The following is a 23806-nucleotide window of genomic DNA, read 5'->3' on the forward strand; positions in this document are numbered from 1 at the left end:
AGCGGCTCGCAACCGTCGATGATCGCACATTCCCGAGCCCGCCGCGGCTTGCGGTATGCTGGGCGCTTTCCAACATTGGCCGCCCGCGTTGCGGCCCGTCAGCGCGCATGTCCAGACGCACGAACACGGTGGCCGCAACGGTCGAAGGCCGCATCGACGCGATGCGGGTCGCGGTGCCTTTCGTCCGCGGCCAGGTGTGGTTCCGGGTCAACGGCGTGGCGGTCAACGGCACCTTCGACGACCCGGCCGATATCCGCACGCTGCAGGGCTTGCGGCAACAGGCCGCGCCGGTGCGCGTCGGCGTGCTTGAAGGCGGCCCTCGGGGATTGCGTCATTTTTCCTGGTTGAACGCGGGGCAGGGCCGGGGCATCCCGCCGCGCTATTACGTCGATCAGCGCCGCCGGGGATGGCGCGGCATCGGCATCAGCCTGGCCGTGGCCGCGGTGGCCGGCGCCGGCGCCAGCCTGCTGGACCTGTCGTCGTTCGCGCAGGTGCTGTTGCTTGTGCTGGCGCTGACGGTGGCACTGGTTGCCGTGCTGCTGGCTGGCTACTCGCTCTACGGCCTGTGGGACAACCGCCGGCATCGGGCGGCGATCCTGCGCAGCGAAGCGTTGTACCGCGACTTGCTGCAGACCCCCGTGCGGCACGTCGCGCCGACGGCGCAGGCGTCCGTCTCGCACCCGCAAGGCGAGGGCGAGACGCTGATCGCCGACGCGTCGCCCGAGATCCTGCTGATACGCGGCGTCCTGGCGTCGCTGACGCACGAGTCCAGGCCGTCGGTCCGCACCGCGCCCAGTTATGGCGTCTATCGCTTCCAGGTGGGCGCGCGCCGCTTCATCATGTACGTCGCCGAGAATTTCGGCGATGCGCTGCCGTTCCTGGCCGAAGGCGACCAGGTGGAGGTGGCCGCCTATGCCGGCCAGATCGCCGGCGCGGGGCCCGAGCAACTGGTCTACGGCCTGCGCAACCTGGAAGACGGCCGCGTCTATGTCTGCCACCACTATTTTCGAGCCGCCTTCACCGACATCGCGCCCGTGGGCGTGGGCCTGAGGCAGCGCGTGCCGATGCTGTCTTTGCTGGCGATCCTGCTCCTGGTGAGCTGGCTGGTGGTGGTGGCGGTGCTGTCCTCCTCCGATTCGCCGTCGAGTCGCGAGACGGCGCCCGAACTGGCCGCGGTGGCGTTCGTATTTCTGCTGGTGGCCTGGCTTTGCGTCGCCTTGCCGCTGCTGATCCTGGACACGCGCTGGCGCATGGGCAGGCCGACGCGGCGCCAGCGCATCCTGGAGCGCATCTATCGCGCGCTGGGGCTGGGCACGCCGTTCGCGCCCACGGCGGTGATCGAGGAGGTTTAGGATGAAATTCTTTTCGGGCGGCCGGCGCGGCGGCGCGAAGCCGCCATTTCCTTGCGATTCCATGTTCAAGACCTTCCTGCGCTGCTGCCTCGTCCTGTCGTTCGCCTTCGGGGGCGGCGTTCACGCCGCGGGGTTCCAGCGCCTGAACCTGCCGATGGACATGAACGGCCCGGCCCTGCAGGGCGGCATCTGGTATCCGTGCGCCGCGCCGCCAAGGGAAGTGGCCATCGGCCGCGTCACCCTCGCGGCGACGCCGGACTGTCCGATGACCGACGGGCGCAAGCCGCTCATCGTCATGTCGCACGGATCGGCCGGCTCGTACCTGGGCCATCACGACACCGCCGCGGCGCTGGCGGACGCCGGCTTCGTGGTGGCGGCGATCAACCATGTCGGCGACAATGCGGTGGACCGCTCGCGCCAGGGCTATCTGTCGATCTTCTCGACCCGGCCGCGCGAGATCAAGCGGCTGATCGACTACCTGGCCGGCGCCTGGCCGCAGCGGGCGCAACTGGACGGCGCGGTGGGTTTCTTCGGCTTTTCGCGCGGCGGCTACACCGGCCTGGTGCTGGCCGGCGCGACGCCCGATTTCACGCGCGGCCTGGCGCTCTGCGGCGGCGAACCGTCACTGCCGATGTGCCGCGACATCCGCGACGGCAAGGTGCCGGCGCAACCCTATGTGAAGGATGCGCGCATCAGGGCGCTGGTCATCGCCGACCCGCTCAACGCGTTCGGCGCGGATGCGCTCAAGGCGGTGTCGATGCCGGTGCAGTTGTGGGCCTCGGAGCGGGGCGGCGACGGCGTCACGCCGGCCAGTGTCGAGGCGGTGCGCGAGGGGTTGCCGGCATCCGAGTTCCGCCCGGTGGCTGGCGCCGGGCACTTCGCGTTCCTGGCGCCGTGCTCGGCCGCGCAGGCCGAGGCCGGGCCGGCGATCTGCCGCGACGCGCCGGGTTTCGACCGCGCGGCGTGGCACCGTGACTTCAACGCGGCGGTGGTCGCGTTCTTCAAGACCGCGTTGCGCTGAACGCGCCGGGAAGCGCCGGCCTGCCGGCGTGAGCGGTTGACGGTCGATGCGCCCTGGCGTGCCGGGCGCTAGCGGCGGGCGTCGGCGGCGGCCCGCTTCCTGGCCGCGGCCTTGGGGCCGTCGCGAAACGCCACGTAGCTGCAATAGCGCTGGAAGTCCTTCCTGGCCAGCGCCAGGTACAGCCCCGTCGCGATCATGGCGGCACTGCACACAAAGCGGTGCAGCCAGATGTCGATCGAGTAGGGCATCAGCGAGGTCGTCAGGTACATGACCAGCACGCCGAAGCCCAGCAGCAATACCATCAGCAGCCATCGCGCCCATTCGCTGCCACGGTATAGCCCGGCCAGCAGCAGCCCGGGAATGATCAGCTTGAGCAGGGGCGAGAGCTGCCCGCGCAGCAGCGGCATGAGGTCATAGCTGAGGGTGACCAGCGTGCCCGCCAGGACGATGTACCAGAACCGCTGACTGGTAGGCGCGTGACGCCGGGGAGCTTGCCTTCCTTCACCATTGTTCTGCTGCATGGAGTCTCCTTTTTGCCAAGGGGCCAGTGTAACGTCGTGCCGGCGGCGATGCGGGTAGACTGGCGGCTGGGTACACACCGGAGCACCGCCTTGGCCACCTCGTTGCGCAGATACACCGAGCTTCCCTACCTGATCGACTACCTGCAGACGGGCGAATTGGCGCTGCTTAATCCGAAGGCGTGGGACGACCGCAACGACTCGTTCTACATCGAGGAATACGCCCGCGCCAAGCGCCTGCTCGGCATCTATGCGCTGTGCTTGGCCGAGGCCTCCGAGACCTATCACCACTGGCGCGTGTTCTCGCACGGCAGCGGCGGGGTCTGCATCGAGTTCGACAAGGAAAAGCTGGTGGAGCAGGTCAAAGCCGTGCCCGACCTGCGGGCCGAGGCGGTGCAGTATCGCACCATCAAGTCGCTGCGCGAGCAGCCGCCCGTCGAGGCCGACCTGCCGTTCCTCAAGCGCCACGCCTTCCGCGATGAAAAGGAATTCCGCCTGTTCGTCTGCCGCAGGACGCGCGATACGCCGGTGCTGCGCATTCCGGTGGCACCCGCGACCATCAAGCGCGTCACGCTCAGCCCGTGGCTGCCGGCCACCGTGTGCGACCAGGTCAAGAAGGTGCTGAAGTCGATCAAGGGCTGCGAGAAACTGCGCGTGTTCCGCTCGACGCTGGTCGAGAACGAGGATTGGAAGAAATTCGCCAGCGCCGGCCGCAAGGAGCCGGCATGACGGACGGCAACGACAAGATGGCCGCGCAGGCCGCGCTGTCGCCGGCGCAGATCGTCGACGCCTTTGAGCGGCTGGGCTGGACGAACAACGACCCCATGGGCCAGGTGTTGCGGCTGCGCCGCGATGACCCGGCGGCGCTGGGGGAACTGGTCACGCGGTTCCTGGATCGCGGCCTCAAGCACGCCACCTTCATCGACGCCGCGCTCGACCTGATGGACGACGCCACTTATGCCGCCACGTTGCGGCAGGCGTGGCAGCGGGCGCTGCGCGGGCCGGCCTCGGAAGGCGTGGCGGAAGTGCTGGATTCAGCCGCGCTGCAAAGGCCGCAGCTGTTCGCGGGCCACTGGCCGGCGCTGCTGGCCATGGCGGAAGCCGGCGCGGGCGGCCCGCGTTTCAATATCGACCGGGCGTGGCGCGCGCTGGACGCCGAGACGGCGCGGGCGTGGCTGGCGCAACTGCCGCCGACGATCGAAGCGGATTCCCCGGACCAACTACGCGCCCGCGCCCTGTTGCACTCGCGCCAGCCGCGGACGGTGTCGCGCGCCTGGCGCCAGGGCTTCGGGGGCGGCGTGGATCCCGACGCCATCTATTGGCTGATGGAAGTGGGCTATGCCGACGACGACGGCCAGGCGCGCGCGCTGCATGGCGAGCAGCCCCTGCACATCCGTTTCGACGCGGCGCAACGCAAGCAGATGACGGCCTCGCAACCCGCGTGGCGGCGCGAGATCCAGCGCCTGCATCCCACCTGGGGTTCGCCGGCGCCGGACGCCGAGTCGCCGATGGCCACCGTGACGGCGGGCCGCATGGGCGGCACGCTCGCGGCCGCCTGCGGCCTGTGCCATGGACCCTTGCATCGCCTGTTGACCTTGCCGCGGCCCGAGGTGGCCGGTATCGATTGCGCCACATCGCTGACGCTGGCCACCTGCCTGTCGTGCCAGGGGTGGGAACAGGACGGCCCGATCCTCTTCTTCCAACACGACGGCGACGGCGCGCCGCAAGCGCATCCGTCGCAGCGCCGGGCCGAGCCGGTGACGCCGGAGTTTCCCGCCGAACCGCTGCGCGAGGCCGACGTGGCCCTGTTCCAGGCCCCGTCGCGCTGGGCCTGGCAGGACTGGGGCGATTCCAACGGCCGCCAGAACCTGAGCCGTGTCGGCGGCCCGCCCAGCTGGGTGCAGTCGGCGGACTACCCCGCCTGTCCGGATTGCGACCAGCGCATGTCGTTCGCGATGCAGCTCGATTCCGACCTGCCGCAGGCGGACGGCGGCGACTGGATGTGGGGCAGCGGCGGCTGCAACTACAGCTTCTGGTGCGGCCACTGCCGCGTCAGCGCGCATCTGTGGCAATGCACCTGAACGTCGCGCCGCCGGCATCAGCCGGGATCCCCGCCGCGCCTTTCACTGCGTACGCGACGCGGACCGCGCGCATGCCTACACCGGCCGGCTGGCCTGCGCGCGCCAGCACTTGACGGGGTCATCGCGCACCAGCGACTGGTGCACGCCGATCCCAGCCATCACGCCCGAGGCGCTGGCCAGCGTGGCATTGCCCATCTGCAGGCTGGCATCGCCCGCGGCGTAGACGCCCGGCACCGTGGTCTGCTTGAAATCGTCGACCCGCAGGTAAGGCCCCAGCAAGCCCTCGTCGAAGGCGCAGCCCAGCTGCATTGCCAGCGGGCTGGCCATGTGCACGCGGCTGGCGACGAACAGCGCATTGACTAGCAGGCGGCGGCCATCGGCCAACTGCACCGCGTCGATGCGTGGCGCCGAACCGAGCAACTGCGTCACCGGGGTGCGCTCGATGCGCACGCCACGGGCGGTCAGCAGCGCGGCCTGCTCGGCATCGGGCTCGAACTCGCCCTGGGTGAAGTAGGTGGTGGGGCCCCAGTCGGGCAGCAGCGCGGCCTGGTGCGAGGACATGGGGTGGGCGGCCAGCACGCCCAGCGGCTGGTCGGCCACTTCATAGCCATGGCAGTAGGGGCAATGCAGCACCGTCTGGCCCCAGCGTTCCCGCAGGCCGGGTAGCGCGGGCAGTTCGTCGCGCACGCCGATGGCCAGGATCAGGCGGGCGCCTCGCAGTTCGCGGCCGTCTTCCATGGTGACGAGGAAGCGGCCCGATTCGCCGGCGGCGCTGGCGGCGGCGCCGTCAATGAAGTCCACGGTGCGGTAGGCGCCCAGTTGGGCGCGTCCAACGGCGACGATCTCGGCCGGCGTCTTGCCGTCCTGGCCCAGGAACCCGTGCGAATGCGCGGCAAAGCGGTTGCGTGGCAGGCCGGCATCCACCAGCGCGATGCGGCGGCGGGCGCGGGCCAACTGCATCGCGGCCGACAGGCCGGCGAAGCTGCCGCCGATGATGATGGCGTCGTAGCAGGGGGGCAGTTTTTCGGGCTTCATCGCTATCTCGATACTTTAAAAGTTGCATGATACGGCGATCCCGCCCGGTCATGCAACTTATAATGTTTCAAACCATGAACCAGGAGTCTTTCCATGCGCAGCGATAACCGCCTGTCCCGCATGCTGCACGTGCTGCTGCACATGGCGGAGCAGGACGCGCCGCTGACTTCCGAGACCATCGGCAAGATGCTGAGCACCAATCCCGTGGTGGTGCGGCGCATGATGTCCGGCCTGCGCGATCGCGGCTACGTGCAATCGGAAAAGGGCCACGGCGGCGGCTGGGTGCTGACGCGCCCGTTGTCCGAGCTGACGCTGCTGGACGTCTACCAGGCGCTGGGCGAGCCGCCGATCTTCGCGCTCGGGCTGGACCAGAGCGAACCGAAGTGCCTGGTGGAGCAGGCCGTCAACGCCGGGCTGGAAGGCGCGATGGCCGAGTCGCGCCGGCTGCTGCTGGAACGCTTCGCGACCATCCGCATGGATCAGTTGGCGCGGGACTTCCAGGAACGGCTCAAGCAGCATCCGCATTGCGGCTGACGGCGGTCGTCAGCGCGCGCACCACATCCACCAGGGCGACCTGGCCCTTGATGATCCGGTCGCGCGGACCTTCGAAGTCGATCCAGCCTTCATTGAAGCCGTCCAGCATCTGAATGCGGGGGATCGGATCGCGCATGCCCTGGGCCGTGAACAGCGCGCCCCAGCGCTCGCGCGGCACGGCGCGGACGGCCACCGACCGGCCCAGCACCTCGGCAAAGGCCCGGGCGGCATCGAGCGGACTGACCCGTTGCGGGCCCTCCAGTTCCACCACACGCAGGCCGGTCCAGTCTTCCCGCAGCAGTTGCGCGCCGACCCGGCCGACGTCGGCCGTGGCCACCATCGGAATGGCGCGCTCCAGCGGTTGCAGGTACGAGTCGATGACGCCCTGGTCGCGCGCGCTGGCGACATCCCAGGCCAGGTTCTCCATGAACCAGCCCGGGCGCAGCAGCGTCACCGGCAATGGCAGGCGGCGCAGCGCCTGTTCCATCAGGGTGCGCTGGGTCAGCAGGTTCTGCTGGTCGGACTGGGCGCCGATGGTCGACAGGCATACGACCTTGGCGGGTTGGCCCAGCGCAATGGCGGAGGTGACCGCGTCGATGACGGCGCGGGCCTCGGGAAAGCCGGGCCTCGGATCGAATTCGGACGGCGGCAGGATGAATACCCCGTCGGCCCCGGCGAAGGCGCGCGCCAAGGCGTCGGCATCGGTCATGTCGGCGATGGCCACGTCGCAGCCGCGGGCGATCCAGGCGGCGGCGTTGGCAGGGTTGCGCAGCACGGCGCGCACGGGCAGGCCCGCTTGCAGCAAAGAGGCGGCGAGCGCGCCGCCGACCTTGCCGCTGATTCCGGTAATGGCATACATGGGATTCTCTCCAGGTGGGGGGCGGGATGCGGATCGATCACGCCGGAACGCATCGTAGGCGCTGGTGATCATTGAGAGAATGGCAATTCAGTCATAACATTCATGACGTTTGCTCACTTATCTGGAATGTCTCGATGGATGGCCGCATATTGGCGAATATCGGCGTATTGGCCGCCGTGGTGGAAAGCGGCAGCTTCGCGCGCGCGGCGCAAACGCTCGGAATCACAGCCTCCGGGGTCAGCCGCGCCGTGAGCCGGCTGGAGGCCGGCGTTGGCGTGCGACTGCTGGACCGCACCACGCGGGCGGTGGCGCTGACCGAAGAGGGGCGTCGGCTGTACGAACAGATCAATCCGCTCGTCGCCGGCATCGGCGAAGCGATCGACAGCGCCAGCGGCGCGTCGGTGGCGGTCAAGGGCCGCCTGCGCGTCAACGCCGATGCCTTTTTCGCCCGTCTGATCCTGGCGCCCCACGTGGGGCGGTTTCTGCAGGCGCATCCCGAGCTGACGCTCGATCTGGCCACGCGCGAGCAATTGGGAGACCTGGTGTCCGAGGGCTTCGACGTGGCGATCCGCTTCGGCGAGCCGCCGTCTTCCTCGCTGGTATCGCGCAAGCTGCTCGATACCCGTTCGCTGACCGTGGCCGCGCCGTCCTATGTGCGCAAGCATGGCGCGCCCGCGACGCCAGCCGATCTGGCGCGTCATGCCTGCATTCAGATGCGCAGTCCCATGACCGGCCAGCCGTTGGCGTGGTCGTACCGCAAGAACGGCCGGACCACACAAGTACAGACCTCGGGCCAATTGCACCTGTCCGACGGCTGGACGATGCTGGGCGCGTGCCTGGCGGGCGCAGGCATCGCCCGTTTCAAGGCCAGCGGCGTGCGTGAACTGATCCGCAAAGGCGAGCTGGTCGAGTTATTGCCGGACTATGTCGGTGACCGCTACGCCCTCTACGCGCTGTATCCTTCCCGCCATCTGCCCGCTGCCAAGGTGCGTGCGTTCATCGAGTTCGTGGTCGGCATCCTGGACGATCCCGCGGGGTAGGGCACGCCGCCGGCTGCCGGTGTATCCTCGCAGGCGAGCCCGCCCCGCATCCCGGACGCCGGCCCGCGCAAGAGAACACGGACGGCGGCCACCCGCGCCAGTCCGGCACTGCCCGACCAGGAGACATCGAACATGCTATTGACCGAAGAACAGCTCAGCGTCCAGGACATGGCGCGCCGTTTCGCCCAGGAACGCCTGGCGCCCAATTCCGAGCGCTGGGACCGCGAACACCACTATCCGGCCGACGCCATCCGCGAGATGGCCGACCTGGGATTCTTCGGCATGCTGGTGCCGGAGGAATGGGACGGCAACGCCAGCGGCTACCTGTCGTACGCCGTGGCGCTCGAGGAGATCGCGGCGGGCAATGGCGCCTGCTCGACCATCATGAGCGTGCACAACTCGGTCGCCTGCATGCCGATCCTGAAGTACGGCAGCGACGCGCAGAAAGACCTGTTCCTGCGGCCGCTGGCCACGGGCGCGGCCATCGGCGGTTTCGCCCTGACCGAGCCGCAGGCCGGCTCCGACGCCAGCAGCCTGCGCACCCGCGCGGTGCGCGACGGCGACCACTACGTGCTCAACGGCGCCAAGCAGTTCATCACCTCGGGCCGCACGGGCCAACTGGTGATCGTGTTCGCGGTGACCGATCCGCAGGCCGGCAAGCGCGGCATCTCGGCCTTCATCGTGCCGACCGACACCCCGGGCTACCAGGTGGTGCGGGTCGAGGACAAGCTCGGCCAACACCTGTCCGACACCTGCCAGATCGCCTTCGAGGATATGCGCATTCCCGCCGCGTGGCGGCTGGGCGAGGAGGGCGAGGGCTACAAGATCGCGCTGTCGAACCTGGAGGGCGGCCGCATCGGCATCGCCTCGCAGTCGGTCGGCATGGCGCGCGCGGCGTTCGAATGCGCGCGCGACTATGCGCGCGACCGCCAGGCCTTCGGCAAGCCCATCATGGAGCACCAGGCGGTGTCGTTCCGGCTGGCCGACATGGCCACGCAGATCCACGCCGCGCGGCAGATGGTGCTGCACGCGGCGGCGCTGCGCGAGGCCGGCAGGCCGGCGCTGACCGAGGCCTCGATGGCCAAGCTGTTCGCCTCCGAGATGGCCGAGAAGGTCTGCTCGGCCGCCATCCAGACGCTGGGCGGCTACGGCTACCTGGCCGACTTCCCGGTGGAACGCATCTACCGCGATGTGCGCGTGTGCCAGATCTACGAAGGCACCAGCGACATCCAGCGGCTGGTGATCGCGCGCGCTTTGTAGGACGGCGCGACGCGTGGGCGGTGTCGGCCCAGGCGGGCGGCCCGCGGGCGCCGGCGGCATGGTTGACGCTGCGCGCCGGCAGGGCCTGCCGGGAGCTCAGTCCAACAAGGCCTGCACGGCGGCCTGCGCCGGCGCCGCCAGCGGCTGTTCACGTTGCAGCCGCGCGATCTTTTCCTCGAACTCGCCCGCCACATCCGGCCGCACCTTCTTCATGGCGCGCACCGTCTGCGCCAGCAGCAGGCGCGCGTTGACGCTGCGCGGGAAGTCCAGGCACTGGCGCAGGTTGCCGTCAATGATCTCGCGTTCGCCATTGAGCTGGCCCGGCTGGTCCGGGTCGGCGCCGTTGCAGCGCACGGCCAGCAACTGTTCCAGGCGCAACAGGTAGTACGGGAAGGCGGCGCCGTCCGGCACCGTGTAGTTGGCAGGCGCCGCCAGCGGCGCCTGCGCGGTGGCGCGGCCGACCAGCGCCACCAGTTCCTCGGTCAGGCGCTGGATCGCGGCGGTCGGATCGGCCATCGGGAATTCGGCCGACAACGCGCCGATGCACTCGGCGTCCTCGGTGCGCACCAGGCGCACCTCGGCGCGCCACGGCTCGGCCACGGTGACCAGGTGCGAGATCACCACGTAATCGCTCTGCGCCTCGCATTGCTGCGCGTAGCCGATGGCGTCGGTGTCGTCCCAGGCCGCGCCGCTCAGCAGGAAGCCGGGATGCGGCTCGGTCAGCCACGGCACCAGCGTCTGCGTGCGCAGGCCGCAGCGCAGCGCCAGTTGTTCGTTGAAGTACAGCGGCAGCGCGCGGCTCAGGCGGCCGGTGGCGTCGGCCAGTTGCCGCTCGGCGCCCTCGGGCGCGGCGCCGATCTCGGCCGAGCCGCCCAGGAACGACACCAGCGGACGGTCGGGCGTCACCGGCGTGAACAGCGCCGCCGCGGGCGAATCGGGCGTCAGCCAGACCGGGCCGCGGCCCAGCAGCATCGCCAGCCGCATCTGCGCCGGTTCGGCGGCGCCGTCACCCAGCGCGGCGCGCGCCAGTTCGGTGTCCCAATAGCCCAGGTTGTCCTTCCAGTCGGGGCGCTGCTGCGCGTAGAGCTGGTCGAGGATGGCGCGGGCCTCGTCGTGGCGGCCCAGTTCGACGTAGGCGCGGATCAGGTTGTTGCCGACCTGGATGCCGTGGTGGGCGGCCTCGAAGCGCGGCCCGGCCAGTTGCACGATCGGCTCGATCGCGCCGGCGTTGCCCAGGTCGCCGCTCATCTGCGCCAGCAGGTCGGCGGGCGCGGGCGTGCCGGCGCGGGCGAGCGATTCTTCATACATGGCGAGCGCGCCGGACAGGTTGTGCGCGCCCAGTTCACCGTGCGCCAGCCACAGTTGCGCGCGCCAGCTCCCGGGCAGGGCGGCGACCTTGCGCATGGCGGCCACGCCGGCGGCGTCGCCGCCATGTTCGCGGTGGATCGCCTCGTACCAGCCCAGGCCGTTGTCCTGGTTGGGATCCAGCTCCAGCGCATGCCACAGCGTGGCCAGGGCGCCGGCCTCGTCGCCGCGCTCGTCCTGGATCTTGGCCAGGTTGGTCAGGACGATGCCGGTCTCGCCGCGCGCGGCCATGAAATCGCGCAGCACCCGTTCGGCGTCGTCGAGCCGGCCGGTCTTCATGTAGACGATGGCCTGCAGCACCACGCCGCGCTCGGCGCCCGGTTGCAGTTCGACCAGTCGGTCGGCGGGCCTGACCATTTCATCGATGAAGCCGTCGCCGAGCGACTGGATGATCAGGCCGGCGAGCGAGTCGGGGTCGTCCCAGTGGCGCTCGATGGCGCCGGCCAGCACGTTGTCGCGCCACTGGTCGCGCGGCACGAAGATCTCGCGGCCGTAGGCGTCGTAGGCGCGGATCATGTCGGCGTCCTGCGGCGCCTGTGTGTCAGAGGCCGCCGCGTCGGCGGGCTGCGGCGCGGGCTGATCGGCGTGCGCGGCGGCGTCGGCGGGAGCGGCTTGCTTGCCGAGCAGTTTCTTCAGAAAGCTCATCGGGTCGGTTCCTAGGTTCGGGCGCCCGCCGCGCGGACGCGGCGGGCAAGGCGGCGACGCGCCCAGAGGGTGTAGATGACGAGGTTGCCGGCGACCAGCAGCAGCGCCAGCGCGACCTGGACGCCGCGCGTCAGGCCGTCCGGGTAGATCAGCGCCAGGATATAGTGCTCGACGAAGCCGCCGGCATAGCCTTGCTGGCCCGCCTGCTGGCGCAGCGAGACTTCCAGCGGCGTCAGCGGGCAGATCCAGCCCATGCCGACGACCATCGCGCCCCAGGCCAGCGCCGGCAGGTGCAGGTAGGCCAGGCGCCAGCGCCAAAGCGCCAGCAGGCCGCCGAACACCACGAAGGCGACGAACAGGCCGTGAATGATCAGGACGGCGTCGGCCAGCAGGCGAGGGATCATGCGGGCATTCCTCTGGTGGGCATCCGCTGTCGCCGGGGCGACGGGGCCGACACGACGCGTTCGTGGCGACGGGCGGAAGGGGCGCCGGGCGCGGATGGCGCCGGCGCCGGTCGTCAGGGTTTCAGGTCGCGCAGCAACTTGGCCAGTTCCGGCGCGGTCATCAGCGACACGCCCTCGGCGCGGGCGTATTGCAGGGCGTTGTCGGACACCTCGCCCAACGCAATGTAGATGGCTTCGCGCGCGCCGCGCTTCTCGCGCGCCGCCTGCAGTTCGCGCAGCGGCTCGACGCCGACCCGCGCGGCCTTCCAGCGCTTGGCGCTGACCATGGCGACGTGGCCGTCCTTGGCCAAGGCGAAATCGGCGCCGGGGCCTTGCAGCCGTTCGACCTCGCAGCCATCGCGGCGAAAACCGGCCTCGACCGTGGCGGCGAACTGCTGCCACGACATGGCCGCGGCGGCCTGCGCCACGGCCTCGACGCGGGCGCCCGACGGCGCGCGCAATTGCTTGTAGGCCGCCATGATGGCGATTACCGCGAACGGCACGGCGGCGAACACGCCCATGGCCGCATACTCCAGCGGCAGCGCGGCGAATCCACCCACCGACAGCAGCAGCGCCACGCCGGCGCTCATCCACCACGGCGAGCGCAGCAGCACCGCGAAGATGGAGTTCTGCGACATCTTGAACTTCATGACGCGCGCACCACGATACGCACGTCGCCGCAGGTGACGATCTGGCCGGGACGGATCTTGGCCGTCTTGCGCGTTTCGACCACGCCGCCCACGCTCACGTGGCCTTCGGCCACCAGCATCTTGCCGGCGCCGCCGCTGTCGCAGACGCCGGTGGCCTTGAGCAACTGGTTGACTTCAATAAAGGGGCTGCCTTCGGCAAGCGTGAATTCGATGATGGGCATGGCACGGAGGGGCGTTGAATGGGGATCGGGCGGTTCAGGCCTGGCTGCCGGGGGCGTTGCCGCCAACGGGCGGGGCCGGCGGCGCGGGGGGCGCCGGGGGCACGTCGGCGGGCGCCACGGGGCGGTCGTTGGGGGCTTCTGCGCGCGCCATCCAGGCGATCAGCGACGAGCGCATGGCTTCCTCGACCGACATCTGGATCGGCTGCACCCATTCCTGCGGCACGAATACGGTATAGCCCCCGATCATATAGCCCATCGGCAGGTACACCGCCACGCGGTCGCCCTGCGTGAAGCCTTCCGGCAGGCCGTCCAGGTTGCGGCGCGTCACCAGGCCGACCAGCTCCAGTTGCTGGCCCGGGATGCGCAGGATCACGACCTGCTGGGCGGTGGCCTTGGAGCTGGGCGAGAAGTAGTCGGCGAAGCTCTTGAGCGACGAGTAGATGCTCTTGACCACCGGCAGGTTGGTGAACGGCATTTCCAGCAGCGCCATCACGCGCTTGACGCGCTCCTTGGACACCAGGTAGCCGATCGCCAGGATGCCCAGGATGCCCAGCAGCAGCCCCAGGCCCGGAAAATAGAAGCCGCCGATGAACGGGCGCAGGAAGGTCAGCGCCACCGCCTCGGTCCAGGCCAGGAAGATGTAGAGCAGGTAGATCGTCAGCGCCAGCGGCAGCACGGTGATCAGGCCGCGGAAGAAGTATTTGTAGAGACGGGTCATAGTCATGAAGCCAGGAAATCGGGGTCGGGTCCTGCGCCGCGCGGACCGGAAGGGCCGAAAGCATAGCAGCAGGCGGCGCAAAGTCCGGTAACAAGACGCGGGAATTGCTACCGGTCGACGGGCAGGTACAGCGTCTCCTTGATCTCCTCCATCACCACATAGCTGCGCGATTCGGCCGACGCGGGCAGGCGCTTGAGGATCTCGCCGAGCAGACGGCGGTATTCGTTCATCTCGGTCAGGCGGGCCTTGACCAGGTAGTCGAAGTCGCCCGACACCAGGTGGCACTCCATGACCTCGGGCACATACAGCAGCTCTTTCTTGACCTTGTCGAACACGTCGCCCGATTTGGCCGAAAGCTTGATCTCCAGGAACACCAGCAGGTTCTTGCCGAGCGCCGCCGGGTTGACGCGCGCATGGTAACCGGAGATCACGCCTTCGCGCTCCATGCGCTTGACGCGGTCGGAGCAGGGCGTGGCCGACAGGCTGACGCGCTCGGCCAGTTCCGTGACGGAAATACGGCCTTCCCGCTGCAGGATATCCAGGATTTTCAGGTCGATACGATCGAGATCGCGCATTTCACTTCTGGCGGTCGAAAAAAGGAGCTTGGCCGGGAAAAACCACTGCCGAATGAAAATCTTCAGTGATTTTCACTGTGATGAGGCTCATAGACTACCGAAATTCCTGACCAAATCCAAACTTCGGAACGAATCATGCACGTCATCGTCCTCGGCAGCGGCGTCATCGGCACCACCACTGCCTATTACCTGGCCCGCCAGGGCGCCAAAGTGACGGTGTTGGACCGCCAGCCCGGCGCCGCCCAGGAGACCAGCTACGCCAACGCCGGCCAGGTGTCGCCGGGCTATTCCACGCCCTGGGCCGCGCCCGGTATCCCGCTGAAAGCCATCAAGTGGCTGTTCAAGAAGCACGCGCCGCTGGCGATCCGCCTGGACGGCAGCCTGTACCAGCTCAAGTGGATGGCGGCGATGCTGGCCAACTGCTCGGCCGATCGCTACGCGGTCAACAAGGAACGCATGTTGCGCCTGGCCGAATACAGCCGCGACTGCCTGCGCGAACTGCGCGCCGATACCGGCATCCATTATGAAGAACGCGCGCGCGGCACACTGCAACTGTTCCGCACCGAGGCCCAGATGGAAGCCGCGCGCCGCGACATCGCGGTGCTGGAAGAGGTCGGCGTGCCCTACGAGCTGCTGGACCGCAACCGCCTGGTGAGCGCCGAGCCGGCGCTGGCGCGTTCGCTGCACAAGCTGGCCGGCGGCCTGCGCCTGCCGAATGACGAGACCGGCGATTGCCGCCTGTTCACCACCCGCCTGGCCGAAATGGCCGCGGCGCTGGGCGTGGAGTTCCGCTACAACCAGTCGGTCACTGGCCTGAACACCGCCGGCGGCCAGGTGACCGGCGTGCGTGTCGGCAACGAGGTGCTGACGGCCGACCGCTACGTCGCGGCCTTTGGCAGCTACACGCGCGGCTTCCTGGAACCGCTCGGCCTGGACTTGCCGGTGTACCCGGTCAAGGGCTACTCGCTGACCATCCCCATGAAGGACGAGGCCGCCGCGCCGGTCTCCACCATTCTCGACGAAACCTACAAGATCGCCGTCACCCGCTTCGACGACCGCATCCGCGTCGGCGGCATGGCCGAGCTGTCGGGCTTCGACCTGCGCCTGAAGGACGCGCGCCGCAAGACGCTCGAACTGGTGGTCAACGACCTGTTCCCCGGCAGCGGCGACGTGGCCCGCGCCGAGTTCTGGACCGGCCTGCGCCCCATGACGCCGGACAGCACGCCCGTGGTCGGCCCGACCCGCTACGGCAACCTGTTCCTGAACACCGGCCACGGCACGCTGGGTTGGACCATGGCCTGCGGCTCCGGCAAGCTGGTGGCCGACCAGGTGCTGGGCCAGCGTCCGCAGATCCGTACCGACGGCCTGGCGCTGTCGCGCTACGACCGCCACGCGCCGGCCGAACGGCCGCTGGTGCTGGACGGCAAGGGCGCCTGATTCCGGCCTGCTTTCCCAACCAGTTTCCCCCCGGGCGCGGGCCACAAGCCGGCGTCCCGACGGCCCGCCCGGCGCACGATGCCGGCCGGGCCGTTGTTCCAGCGGGCGCGGCGCGACATTGCCGCGACACTCGCAGGCCCGTCGAGGCCACAGGGAATCGGCGCCGGCCTCTACAATCGGCGGCATGATCCATTTCCTGCATACCGCCGATTGGCAGATCGGCCGTCAGTACGGCCAGTTCGAAACCGATGACGCCGCCTTGCTGGCCGAGGCCCGCTTCGATGTCGTCGCGCGCATCGCCGCGCTTGCCGCCGAGCGCCAGGTCGACGCGGTGCTGGTGGCCGGCGACGTGTTCGACACCCAGGCGGTGTCCGACCGCACCATCCGCCGCCTGTTCGCCGCGCTGGCCGCCTACGCCGGGCCGTGGGTCATGATCGCCGGCAACCACGACGCGGCGTTGGCCGACAGCGTCTGGAGCCGCGCCGCGCAACTGGGCTGCATCCCGCCCAACGTGCGGGTGCCGTTGCGTACTGGCGTGGTCGACCTGCCAGCGCAGAACCTCGCGGTGCTGGCCGCGCCGCTGACCCAGCGCCATACCTACGACGACGTCACCCAGGCCTTCGACGCGCTGGAATCCGAACCCGGCCGCGTCCGCGTGGGCCTGGCCCATGGCAGTGTCGCCGGCCGCCTGCCCGACGCCATCGACGCCACCAACCCCATCGCGCCCGACCGCGCCGCCCGCGCGCGGCTCGACTACCTGGCGCTCGGCGATTGGCACGGCTGCCTGGCCATCGACGAACGCACCTGGTACGCCGGCACGCCCGAGCAAGACCGCTTTCGCGGCAACGAACCCGGCTATGCGCTGGACGTGCGCATCGATGCGCCGGGCACCCCGCCACGCGTCGAACGCGTGGCCACCGGCAAATACCGCTGGTCCGCCTGGACCGAAACCCTGAGCCTGCCGACCGACGCCCAGGCGTTGGCCGACCGCCTGGCGGCGCTGCGCGCCGAAGACGTGCTGCGGCTGGAACTGCAGGGCCACGTCAACGTGCCGACCTGGGAGGCGCTGCAACGCGCCGTGGACCAGGCGGCGGCGCAGGCGAGGGCGGTGTTGCCGGACTTCTCCGGCCTGCTGCTCGAACCCGACGAGGCCGACCTGGCGCAACTGGGCGCGAGCGGCTACGTCGGCGAAGTGGCCGCGCAACTGCAGGCCATGCAGGCCGATCCCGACCAGGCGGCGGTGGCCGGCGAGGCCCTGCGGCTGCTGCTGCGGTTCCAGCGCGAAGGCGCGGCGGCGGGAGGCGCGCAATGAAGCTCACGCGCATCGCCCTGGAAGAATTCCGCAAATTCCGCCAGCCCCTGGTGCTGGATGGCTTGCAGGACGGCCTGAACCTGTTCGTCGGTCCGAATGAGGCCGGCAAGAGCACGGTGGCCGCGGCCATCCGCGCCGCGTTCCTGGAACGCTACAGCACCCGTACCGTGTCCGACCTGGCGCCGCGCGGCGAGAGCGGCGCGCGGCCCGGCGTCGAACTGGCGTTCAGCCATGCGGGCCACGATTACCTGCTGAAAAAACAATTCCTGTCGCGGGCCCGCTGCGAACTGCTGATCGACGACGGCGCGCAACGGCTCGATGGCGAGGAAGCCGAGAACGCACTGGCCGCGTTGCTGGGCTTCGAACTGGCTGCGCGCGGCCAGAGCAAGCCCGACCTGGCCGGCGTGCCGGGTCTGCTGTGGATCCAGCAGGGCGACGGCCAGAACCTGCAAACCGCCGCTAGTCACGCCGGCGGGCATCTGCGCGAGGCCCTGACGCAGTTGTCGGGCGAGCTGGCCTCCGGCGACGGCGACCGGCTCTACGAGCGCGTCGCCGCCGAGCGCGCCGCCTTGCTGGATGCGCGCAACGGCCGCCCCAAGGGCATCTACAAGGACGCCGAGGACGCGCTCGCCGCCGCCCTGGCCGAGCGCGACCAATGCGCCCAGGCCAAGGCCCAGCTCGACGCCGACGTCGACCGGCTGGCGGCGCTGCGCGCCGAACACGCGCGCGCCGAGGCCGGCCAGCCCTGGAAGGACTTCGAGGCCCGCGCCGCCGAGGCGCGCGCCCGGCTCGCGGCCGTGGCCAAGGAACGCGAGGCGCTCGAAGGGCTGCAACGCGAACAGCGCCAGGCGGCCGAAACCTTGGCCGTGCTGCAGGAACAGGTGCGCCGCGACCAGCAGGACGAATCCGAATTGCAGGCCCTGGCGGCGCAGGCGCGGGCCGCCCGCGCCGCGGTCCAGCAGGCCCAGGAGCCGCTGGCTCGGGCCCGCGCGCTGCGCGACACGCACGCCGCCGCCGCCGAGCAGGCGCGCCAGCGGGTCGCTGCGGTGCAAGCCGTGGCCGACCGGCGCGACCTCGAACACCAGATCGACCAGTTGGCGCGCGACGTCGAGCGCCTGGACGGCGCGCTCGAAGAAGCCACCCGCCTGATCGAGCAGGGCACGATCCTGAAGGCCGAAGCCGTGCGCATCGAGATCGCCGACGCCGACATCCAGGCCCTGCGCAAGAGCGAACGCGCGCTGGGCGACCTGCAACTGCGCCAGCAGGCCATCGCCACGCGCCTGTCGTACGCGCTGGACGCGGGCCGCGAGGCCCGGTTGGACGGCGCCGCGCTGGCCGGCAACGGCGAGTTGCTGCTGACCGCGGCGGCTGAACTCGAATTGCCCGGCCTGGGCCGGCTGCGCATCGAGCCGGGCGGCCAGGACCTGCCGGCGCTCAAGCGCGAACTGGCCGACGTGCAGGCGGCCAGCGCGGCCTTGCTGTCGCGCCTGGGCGTGGCGCACGTGGCCGAGGCCGAGGAACGCCATGCGCGCGGCGTCGACTTGCAACGCGAACTGGAGGCCATGCGCAAGACGCTGGCGATCCATGCGCCCAAGGGCGTGGACGCACTGCGCGGGCAACGCAACGAAGCCCAGGCGCGGCGCGCGCAACTGGCCGAGCGGTTGGCGTTGCTGCCGCCGGCGGCTGAGGCGGGCGATGCCGATGCGCCCGCCGCGCGCCAGGCGCTGCGCGATGCCGAAGCCAGCGCGGCGCAGGCCGAGCAGGCCCTGGCGGCCGCGCAGCGCGCCCTGGATGCCGACAGCGCCCGCGCCCAGCTACTCGAAACCCAGGCCGCCGCGCGCGGCGCCGACCTGCAATCGCCCGAACGCGCGGCGCAGCGTCAGGCCCGCGCCGGCCGGCTGGCCGAGGCCCGCAGCGGCCACGACCTGCTCGAACAACGCCTGCGCCAGGCGCAGGCCGCGCTGGAAGCGCTGCGGCCGGAACTGCTGGAACAGGACGCGCAGCGCTACGAAAAGTCCGCCGCCATCGAACGCGACGCCCAGCACAAACGCCACAGCGAGATCCAGCAGTTGCTGGGCAAGCTGGAGCAGGCCGGCGCGCAGGGCCTGGGCGAACGCTTGTCCGAGGCCGAGGCCGCCTGCGAGCGCCTGCAGCGCCGCCGCGACGAATTCCAGCGCCGCGCCCAGGCGCTCGAACTGCTGTCCACCCTGCTGGCCGGCAAGCGCGACGCCGCCACCCAGCGCCTGCAGGCGCCGCTGGCGCGCCGCCTGAGCCACTATCTGGCGCTGCTGTTCCCCGAGTCCGCGCTGCGCCTGGACGAGGCGCTGCTGCCCGCGGCCCTGCAGCGCGCGGGCGGCGAGGACCCGCTGGACGCGCTCAGCTTCGGCACGCGCGAGCAATTGGGCATCCTGGCGCGCTTTGCCTACGCCGACCTGCTGCGCGAGGCCGGACGGCCGACGCTGTTGTTGCTGGACGATGCGCTGGTGCACACCGACGACGAGCGGCGCCACCTGATGAAGCGCGCGCTGTTCGATGCCGCCACGCGCCACCAGATCCTGATGTTCACCTGCCACGGCGAGGCCTGGCGCGACCTGGGCGTCGAGCAGCGCCGCATCGGCGCTTGACGCCTTGGCGGCGGTGCGAGCCGCGTCCGCACGTGCAAACCGCCCCCGCACGGGCGGACCGGTGTCGTCAAGCGCGTCGCCGGCCGCGTGCGGGCGCCCCGCAACTTGACGCTGGCGCGCGGCGCCGGTAGCCTACACGGGTTCATCACCGAACCCGACGCGCTTCACATGCCCGACTTCACGCCTTCCGCCGAATCCGCCTTCGCTGCCCGCGCAGCCGGCGCCGGCCTGCGCGCAAGCCGGCGGCATGCCGTGTCGCCCCCCGTTGTTTCTCCTGTCGTCTCGACGGTCGTATCGCCGCCGTGCGATGTCGTCGTCGGTGTCGCGGGCGCTTATCCGCCCGTGGTCGCCGTCGTCGGCTGACCGCCGCACACTTCCCGCTCCCGCCTTATCGCCTGGATCCGCCGCGCTGATGCGCCGACGCGTTTGCGTTCGCGCCCGCCCGCCGCGCGTCCACGCCTGATCCGTTCGCGCGTCGCAAGACGCGTGCGCGCCGCGGGAGCCTGTTCCATACCCGACAGGTAGAAATCTTCATGTCTTTCAATCGCAATGCGTGGGCCGCCTACGGCTCCACTTCCTTGTTCGTGCTGCTGTGGAGCGGCGGCGCGATCTTCGCCAAATGGGGCCTGGCGCACGCCTCGGCCTTCGGTTTCCTGCTGTGGCGCTTCGTCCTGGCGCTGGCCGTCCTGCTGGCGCTCTGCGTTGGGCGCCGGCGCTGGCTGCCGGCGCCGGGCACGCGCGGCATCGTCGCGCTGACCGGGCTGCTGCTGATCGGCAGCTATTCCATCTGCTATCTGCTGGCGCTGGACCACGGCATCACGCCCGGCGTGCTGGCCACGCTGCTGGGGGCGCAACCCATCCTGACCCTGGCGCTGCTCGAGCGCCGCTTTCCGCCGCTGCGGCTGGCGGGGCTGCTGCTGGCCCTGTGCGGATTGGGCATGGTGATGTTCCAGAGCATCGGCATGGCGCGTTTCTCGCTCGCCGGCATGGCCTTCGCGTTCGCGGCGCTGCTCAGCATGACCGCCGGCGCCATCCTGCAAAAGCGCGTGCGCCAGGCGCCGACGGACGTGATGCCGCTGCAGTACGTGGCCAGCCTGGCGCTGTGCCTGCTGTTCGCGCCGTTCCAGCCGCTGCACGTGGATTGGAGCCTGGGATTCGTGCTGCCGCTGCTGTGGATGGGGCTGGTGATCTCGGTCGGCGCGACGCTGCTGTTCTACCGCATGATCCAGTCCGGCAACCTGGTCAACGTCACCAGCCTGTTCTACCTGGTGCCGGCCGGCACCGCGGCGCTGGATTACCTGGTGCTGGGCAACAGCCTGTCGCTGCTGAGCCTGGGCGGCATGGCCGGGATCCTGCTGGGGCTGATGCTGGTGTTGCGCACGCCGGCGGCGCGCTCGGGCGACTGATCGCGGTTTGCCGCCGCGTCGCGGGATGTTCGCCGCGCGGCGCATACCCCGGGTGCGCGTCGCGCGCGCGGGCGGGGCGAGGGCGCGCTCCGGGACGTGGCCGTCCTGCCGCTTCGTCCGCGCTACGCGTGCGCGGCTTCTTCCTGGCCGGCCCAGTGGCCGCTGACCAGCTGCGCCGGCCGTTCGCGCGCCTGGACCCGGGCGCAGACCGCCCAGGCGTCCAGGCGCACGTTCAGGCCGGCATAGACGCCATGGCCGTCGCCCGCCTCGATCCGGCCGTCGGCCTGCACGCCTTCGCCGGCGCGGATCGAGCCGTCGGCGCGGATGTCTTCGCCCGCGATCAGTCCCCAGCCCGCGGCCAGGTGGCCGCCGCAGGCGATGCTGGCGCCGGCCTGGATGCCGCAGGCGGCCTCGATGTCCTTGGCGGCCTGGACGCCGCCGCCGGCCTTGATGCCCTGGCCGCATTTGAGGGCGCCTTGCACCTGCACGTCCTGCCCGGCCCGCAAGTGGCCGGTCACGGCCAGGTCCTGGCCGGCGCAGATGTCCCACTTGGCGCGCAGGTTGCCGCGGCAGTCGAAGGCGGTGGCGACCTCGATGCCCCATTCGGCGGACACGTCGCCGCCCGCGCGCAGGTCGCCGGCGCTGGCGATGTTGGCGCCGGCCGTGATGTTTTCGCCGGCCACGATCGATTCCCCGGCGCGGATGCCGCCGCCGGTGATGATGCTGCGTCCGGCCCGCACCACGCTGTCGACGTTGATGCCCATGCGCACTTCCAGCGTGCCGGCGAAGACGATGGCGTGGGCGTCGAGCGTGTCCAGCTTCAACACCGCGTCGGTCGGCCCGAACTGGTCCAGCAGCCAGCAGGCGTCACCGACGCGGCCGTCGGCCACCAGGGCATCGAGGACGGCCTGATAGTCCCCCTGTCCGTTGTGGTCGCGCAGGAACCATTTGTAGCCGCCCGCGCAGGGGTTCTTGGCTTTGACGAATTTCTTGGTGAGTTGCATGGCGTTCGGTGGCAATCAAGGCGTGGCGCCGCCCGCCGGTCACAGTCGGCGCGCGGACGGAAAACGTGGCAAGACCGCCCGACCATGCGGCAGGGCGGTCGCGCCGGCCGGCCTCGAACCGCGACGCGCGCGACAAGGGTACGGGCGTGCAGGCGGCCGGCGGCGGGCCGGTGACGGAAAGCGGGAAGGGGGGGTGCCGGCGATTAGCCGGGCTTGGAACGCGCGTAGGCGGAACGCGCGGCGACTTCCTGCGAGCTCAACAGGGTCGAGCGCAGGGCGCAAAGCACGCAAGCGGTGTCGGAAGGATGGGAGAAATCGATTCGCACGGGCGAAATGGTAGCAGAGCGCGGGCGCGTCATCTGCCCGGCGATCGCCGATGTGGCGTGGGACGGTCCGAATCTGGCGCCGCGCAGGGCGCGCATTGCGCCGGCGGCCTCGGAAAGGGCCCGCCGGCACGGCGTGGCGGCGGGCAGACGGACTGGCCGCCCGGGTCACGCGGCGATGCCGCGTGACAAGCCTCAGTTCGTCGACTGGATGTTGCGCTCCTTGGCGATGCGCTGGCGCAGCTCCAGTTCACGCTTGATCTGCGCGGCGTATTCGGCCGGCGTGTTGCCGTCGACCAGCGAGCCGCCGTCGGCCAGGCGCTGGATGATCTTCGGATCCTTCAGCGCCTTGACGGTGGCGTCGTGGATGCGGTCGATCACCGCCTGGGGCGTGCCGGCGGGCGCGACCAGGCCGTACCAGGCCATGTTGTCCATTTCCGGCAGGCCGCCTTCCGAGAAGGTCGGCACGTCCGGCAGGGCGGGCAGGCGCTTGGGCGCGGCCACGGCCAGGGCGCGCAGCTTGCCGGCCTGGATGTGCGGCATGGACGAGGGCAGGTTGTCGAACTGGGCGTTGACCTGGCCGGCGATCACGTCGTTGAGCGCCGGACCCGAGCCGCGGTACGGCACGTGCACCATGTCGGTCTTGGTCAGCGACTTGAACAGTTCGCCGTCCAGGTGGCCGATGCCGCCGGCGCCGGACGAGGCGTAGCTGTACTTGCCGGGGTTGGCCTTGAGCAGGGCGATGAACTCGGCCAGGTTCTTGGCCGGCACCGCCGGGTTCACCGTCAGCACATTGGGCACGTTCACCATATTGGTGATGGGCGCGAAGTCCTTGAGCGGGTTGTACGGGTTCTTGGGGTTGGTGGCCGGATTGGTGGCCATGGTGCTGACAGTGGCCACGCCCAGGGTATAGCCGTCCGGGGCGGAGCGGACCAGCGCGTCGGCGCCGATCGAGCCGCCGCCGCCGCCGCGGTTCTCCACCACCACCGCCTGGCCGAGTTCGCGGCCCAGGCCTTCGGCCACCACGCGGGCGACGATATCGGTGGTGCCGCCGGCCGCGAACGGCACGATCAGGCGGATGGGTTTGTTCGGGTAGGCGTCAGCGGCTTGCGCGGCGCCGCTGAGACAGAGGCCGGCGAGGGCGGTGGCCAGGACGGCCTTGGCTTGGGACAGCACGGTCAAGAGTCTTCTCCATATTATTGAATCCGAGCCGGCCGGCTACGATGGCCGGCGTCGGCGAAGCGCGCCGGGCTCGGATGCTGGCCTGGCCGACGCTTCGTGGGCGCCATTCCACACAGTTACGCGGAACCGGTCAATCCGTATTCCCCCTGCATCGCGTGTGGGTATTTTTACCCCGGAAGAAGCCCGCCAGAAGTGCGACGA

At 70.3% G+C, this 23806-nt stretch carries 23 protein-coding genes; 12 read left to right on the forward strand and 11 right to left on the reverse strand.

The genetic code is table 11. The features are described from left to right. The first annotated feature begins 107 nt into the window (after positions 1 to 107). On the forward strand, positions 108 to 1352 hold the full coding sequence (locus tag AAID08_RS12610; protein WP_343719199.1) for a hypothetical protein: 1245 nt from the start codon (positions 108 to 110) through the stop codon (positions 1350 to 1352). 61 nt (positions 1353 to 1413) lie between these two features. Beyond that, positions 1414 to 2373, forward strand: a complete 960-nt coding sequence (locus tag AAID08_RS12615; RefSeq protein WP_343719198.1) for a serine aminopeptidase domain-containing protein — start codon at positions 1414 to 1416, stop codon at positions 2371 to 2373. 68 nt (positions 2374 to 2441) lie between these two features. Here AAID08_RS12615 and AAID08_RS12620 read toward each other — a convergent pair whose 3' ends face one another. Next, positions 2442 to 2894, reverse strand: coding sequence for a hypothetical protein (locus AAID08_RS12620; protein WP_144655065.1), 453 nt, complete (start codon positions 2892 to 2894; stop codon positions 2442 to 2444). A 90-nt stretch (positions 2895 to 2984) separates the two neighbouring features. Between AAID08_RS12620 and AAID08_RS12625 the strand changes: the two genes are divergently transcribed. Then, positions 2985 to 3620 carry a DUF2971 domain-containing protein gene (locus AAID08_RS12625; protein WP_395757702.1) on the forward strand — a complete coding sequence of 212 codons (636 nt, stop codon included), beginning with the start codon at positions 2985 to 2987 and terminating at the stop codon, positions 3618 to 3620. Then, positions 3617 to 4972: a hypothetical protein gene (locus AAID08_RS12630; protein WP_395757703.1), complete on the forward strand. Its 1356-nt coding sequence runs from the start codon at positions 3617 to 3619 to the stop codon at positions 4970 to 4972. Before AAID08_RS12625 ends, AAID08_RS12630 begins: the two co-directional genes overlap by 4 nt. 75 nt (positions 4973 to 5047) lie before the next feature. Here the strand turns inward: AAID08_RS12630 and AAID08_RS12635 are convergent, their stop codons facing one another. After that, positions 5048 to 6007, reverse strand: coding sequence for an NAD(P)/FAD-dependent oxidoreductase (locus tag AAID08_RS12635; protein WP_169536305.1), 960 nt, complete (start codon positions 6005 to 6007; stop codon positions 5048 to 5050). Positions 6008 to 6100: 93 nt separating this feature from the next. Between AAID08_RS12635 and AAID08_RS12640 the strand changes: the two genes are divergently transcribed. After that, positions 6101 to 6541, forward strand: a complete 441-nt coding sequence (locus AAID08_RS12640) for an Rrf2 family transcriptional regulator (protein ID WP_054502709.1) — start codon at positions 6101 to 6103, stop codon at positions 6539 to 6541. Here the strand turns inward: AAID08_RS12640 and AAID08_RS12645 are convergent. Next, entirely contained in the window at positions 6516 to 7400 is an 885-nt protein-coding gene (locus AAID08_RS12645; protein ID WP_054502708.1) for an NAD(P)H-binding protein, read from the reverse strand. The two genes, AAID08_RS12640 and AAID08_RS12645, sit on opposite strands and share 26 nt — an antisense overlap. Before the next feature lie 134 nt (positions 7401 to 7534). Between AAID08_RS12645 and AAID08_RS12650 the strand changes: the two genes are divergently transcribed. Together AAID08_RS12650 and AAID08_RS12655 are read left to right on the forward strand one after the other, a co-directional pair. Beyond that, positions 7535 to 8440, forward strand: coding sequence for a LysR family transcriptional regulator (locus AAID08_RS12650; RefSeq protein ID WP_064528109.1), 906 nt, complete (start codon positions 7535 to 7537; stop codon positions 8438 to 8440). 132 nt (positions 8441 to 8572) lie between these two features. Continuing rightward, entirely contained in the window at positions 8573 to 9700 is a 1128-nt protein-coding gene (locus AAID08_RS12655; RefSeq protein WP_175167388.1) for an acyl-CoA dehydrogenase family protein, read from the forward strand. 96 nt (positions 9701 to 9796) lie between these two features. Here AAID08_RS12655 and AAID08_RS12660 read toward each other — a convergent pair whose 3' ends face one another. From AAID08_RS12660 to AAID08_RS12685, 6 genes are all read right to left on the reverse strand, one after another. Then, complete coding sequence (locus AAID08_RS12660) at positions 9797 to 11710, reverse strand: tetratricopeptide repeat protein (protein ID WP_395757704.1); 1914 nt, start codon at positions 11708 to 11710, stop codon at positions 9797 to 9799. Between the two features lie 11 nt (positions 11711 to 11721). Then, positions 11722 to 12114, reverse strand: coding sequence for a DUF2784 domain-containing protein (locus AAID08_RS12665; protein ID WP_116793171.1), 393 nt, complete (start codon positions 12112 to 12114; stop codon positions 11722 to 11724). Positions 12115 to 12227: 113 nt separating this feature from the next. After that, positions 12228 to 12803, reverse strand: coding sequence for a restriction endonuclease (locus tag AAID08_RS12670; protein ID WP_054502704.1), 576 nt, complete (start codon positions 12801 to 12803; stop codon positions 12228 to 12230). Beyond that, complete coding sequence (locus tag AAID08_RS12675) at positions 12800 to 13024, reverse strand: RNA-binding S4 domain-containing protein (RefSeq protein WP_049073430.1); 225 nt, start codon at positions 13022 to 13024, stop codon at positions 12800 to 12802. The genes AAID08_RS12670 and AAID08_RS12675 overlap by 4 nt, the downstream gene beginning before the upstream one ends. 34 nt (positions 13025 to 13058) lie before the next feature. Then, complete coding sequence (locus tag AAID08_RS12680; RefSeq protein WP_395757815.1) at positions 13059 to 13742, reverse strand: DUF502 domain-containing protein; 684 nt, start codon at positions 13740 to 13742, stop codon at positions 13059 to 13061. A gap of 107 nt (positions 13743 to 13849) precedes the next feature. Next, positions 13850 to 14317, reverse strand: a complete 468-nt coding sequence (locus AAID08_RS12685; protein WP_006394672.1) for a winged helix-turn-helix transcriptional regulator — start codon at positions 14315 to 14317, stop codon at positions 13850 to 13852. Positions 14318 to 14452: 135 nt separating this feature from the next. On the opposite strand from AAID08_RS12685, the gene AAID08_RS12690 reads away from it, so the two are divergent. From AAID08_RS12690 to AAID08_RS12710, 5 genes are all read left to right on the forward strand, one after another. Then, positions 14453 to 15754: a D-amino acid dehydrogenase gene (locus tag AAID08_RS12690; protein WP_395757705.1), complete on the forward strand. Its 1302-nt coding sequence runs from the start codon at positions 14453 to 14455 to the stop codon at positions 15752 to 15754. 184 nt (positions 15755 to 15938) lie between these two features. Then, the gene (locus tag AAID08_RS12695; protein WP_395757706.1) at positions 15939 to 17066 is read left to right on the forward strand and encodes an exonuclease SbcCD subunit D; all 1128 of its coding nucleotides are present in this window, start codon (positions 15939 to 15941) and stop codon (positions 17064 to 17066) included. Beyond that, positions 17063 to 19690, forward strand: a complete 2628-nt coding sequence (locus AAID08_RS12700; protein ID WP_175142414.1) for an AAA family ATPase — start codon at positions 17063 to 17065, stop codon at positions 19688 to 19690. Before AAID08_RS12695 ends, AAID08_RS12700 begins: the two co-directional genes overlap by 4 nt. Positions 19691 to 19858: 168 nt before the next feature. Continuing rightward, complete coding sequence (locus AAID08_RS12705) at positions 19859 to 20053, forward strand: hypothetical protein (RefSeq protein WP_175142413.1); 195 nt, start codon at positions 19859 to 19861, stop codon at positions 20051 to 20053. 170 nt (positions 20054 to 20223) lie between these two features. Continuing rightward, a complete protein-coding gene (locus tag AAID08_RS12710; RefSeq protein ID WP_175142412.1) occupies positions 20224 to 21096 on the forward strand; it encodes a DMT family transporter in 873 nt (290 codons plus the stop codon). A gap of 122 nt (positions 21097 to 21218) precedes the next feature. Here the strand turns inward: AAID08_RS12710 and AAID08_RS12715 are convergent, their stop codons facing one another. After that, a complete protein-coding gene (locus tag AAID08_RS12715; protein ID WP_395757707.1) occupies positions 21219 to 22100 on the reverse strand; it encodes a hypothetical protein in 882 nt (293 codons plus the stop codon). Positions 22101 to 22618: 518 nt separating this feature from the next. Further along, a complete protein-coding gene (locus AAID08_RS12720; RefSeq protein WP_144655060.1) occupies positions 22619 to 23605 on the reverse strand; it encodes a tripartite tricarboxylate transporter substrate binding protein in 987 nt (328 codons plus the stop codon). Positions 23606 to 23806 lie beyond the last annotated feature (201 nt).

The sequence above is a fragment of the Achromobacter sp. EB05 genome (genome assembly GCF_044232075.1).
Classification (GTDB): domain Bacteria; phylum Pseudomonadota; class Gammaproteobacteria; order Burkholderiales; family Burkholderiaceae_B; genus Achromobacter; species Achromobacter dolens.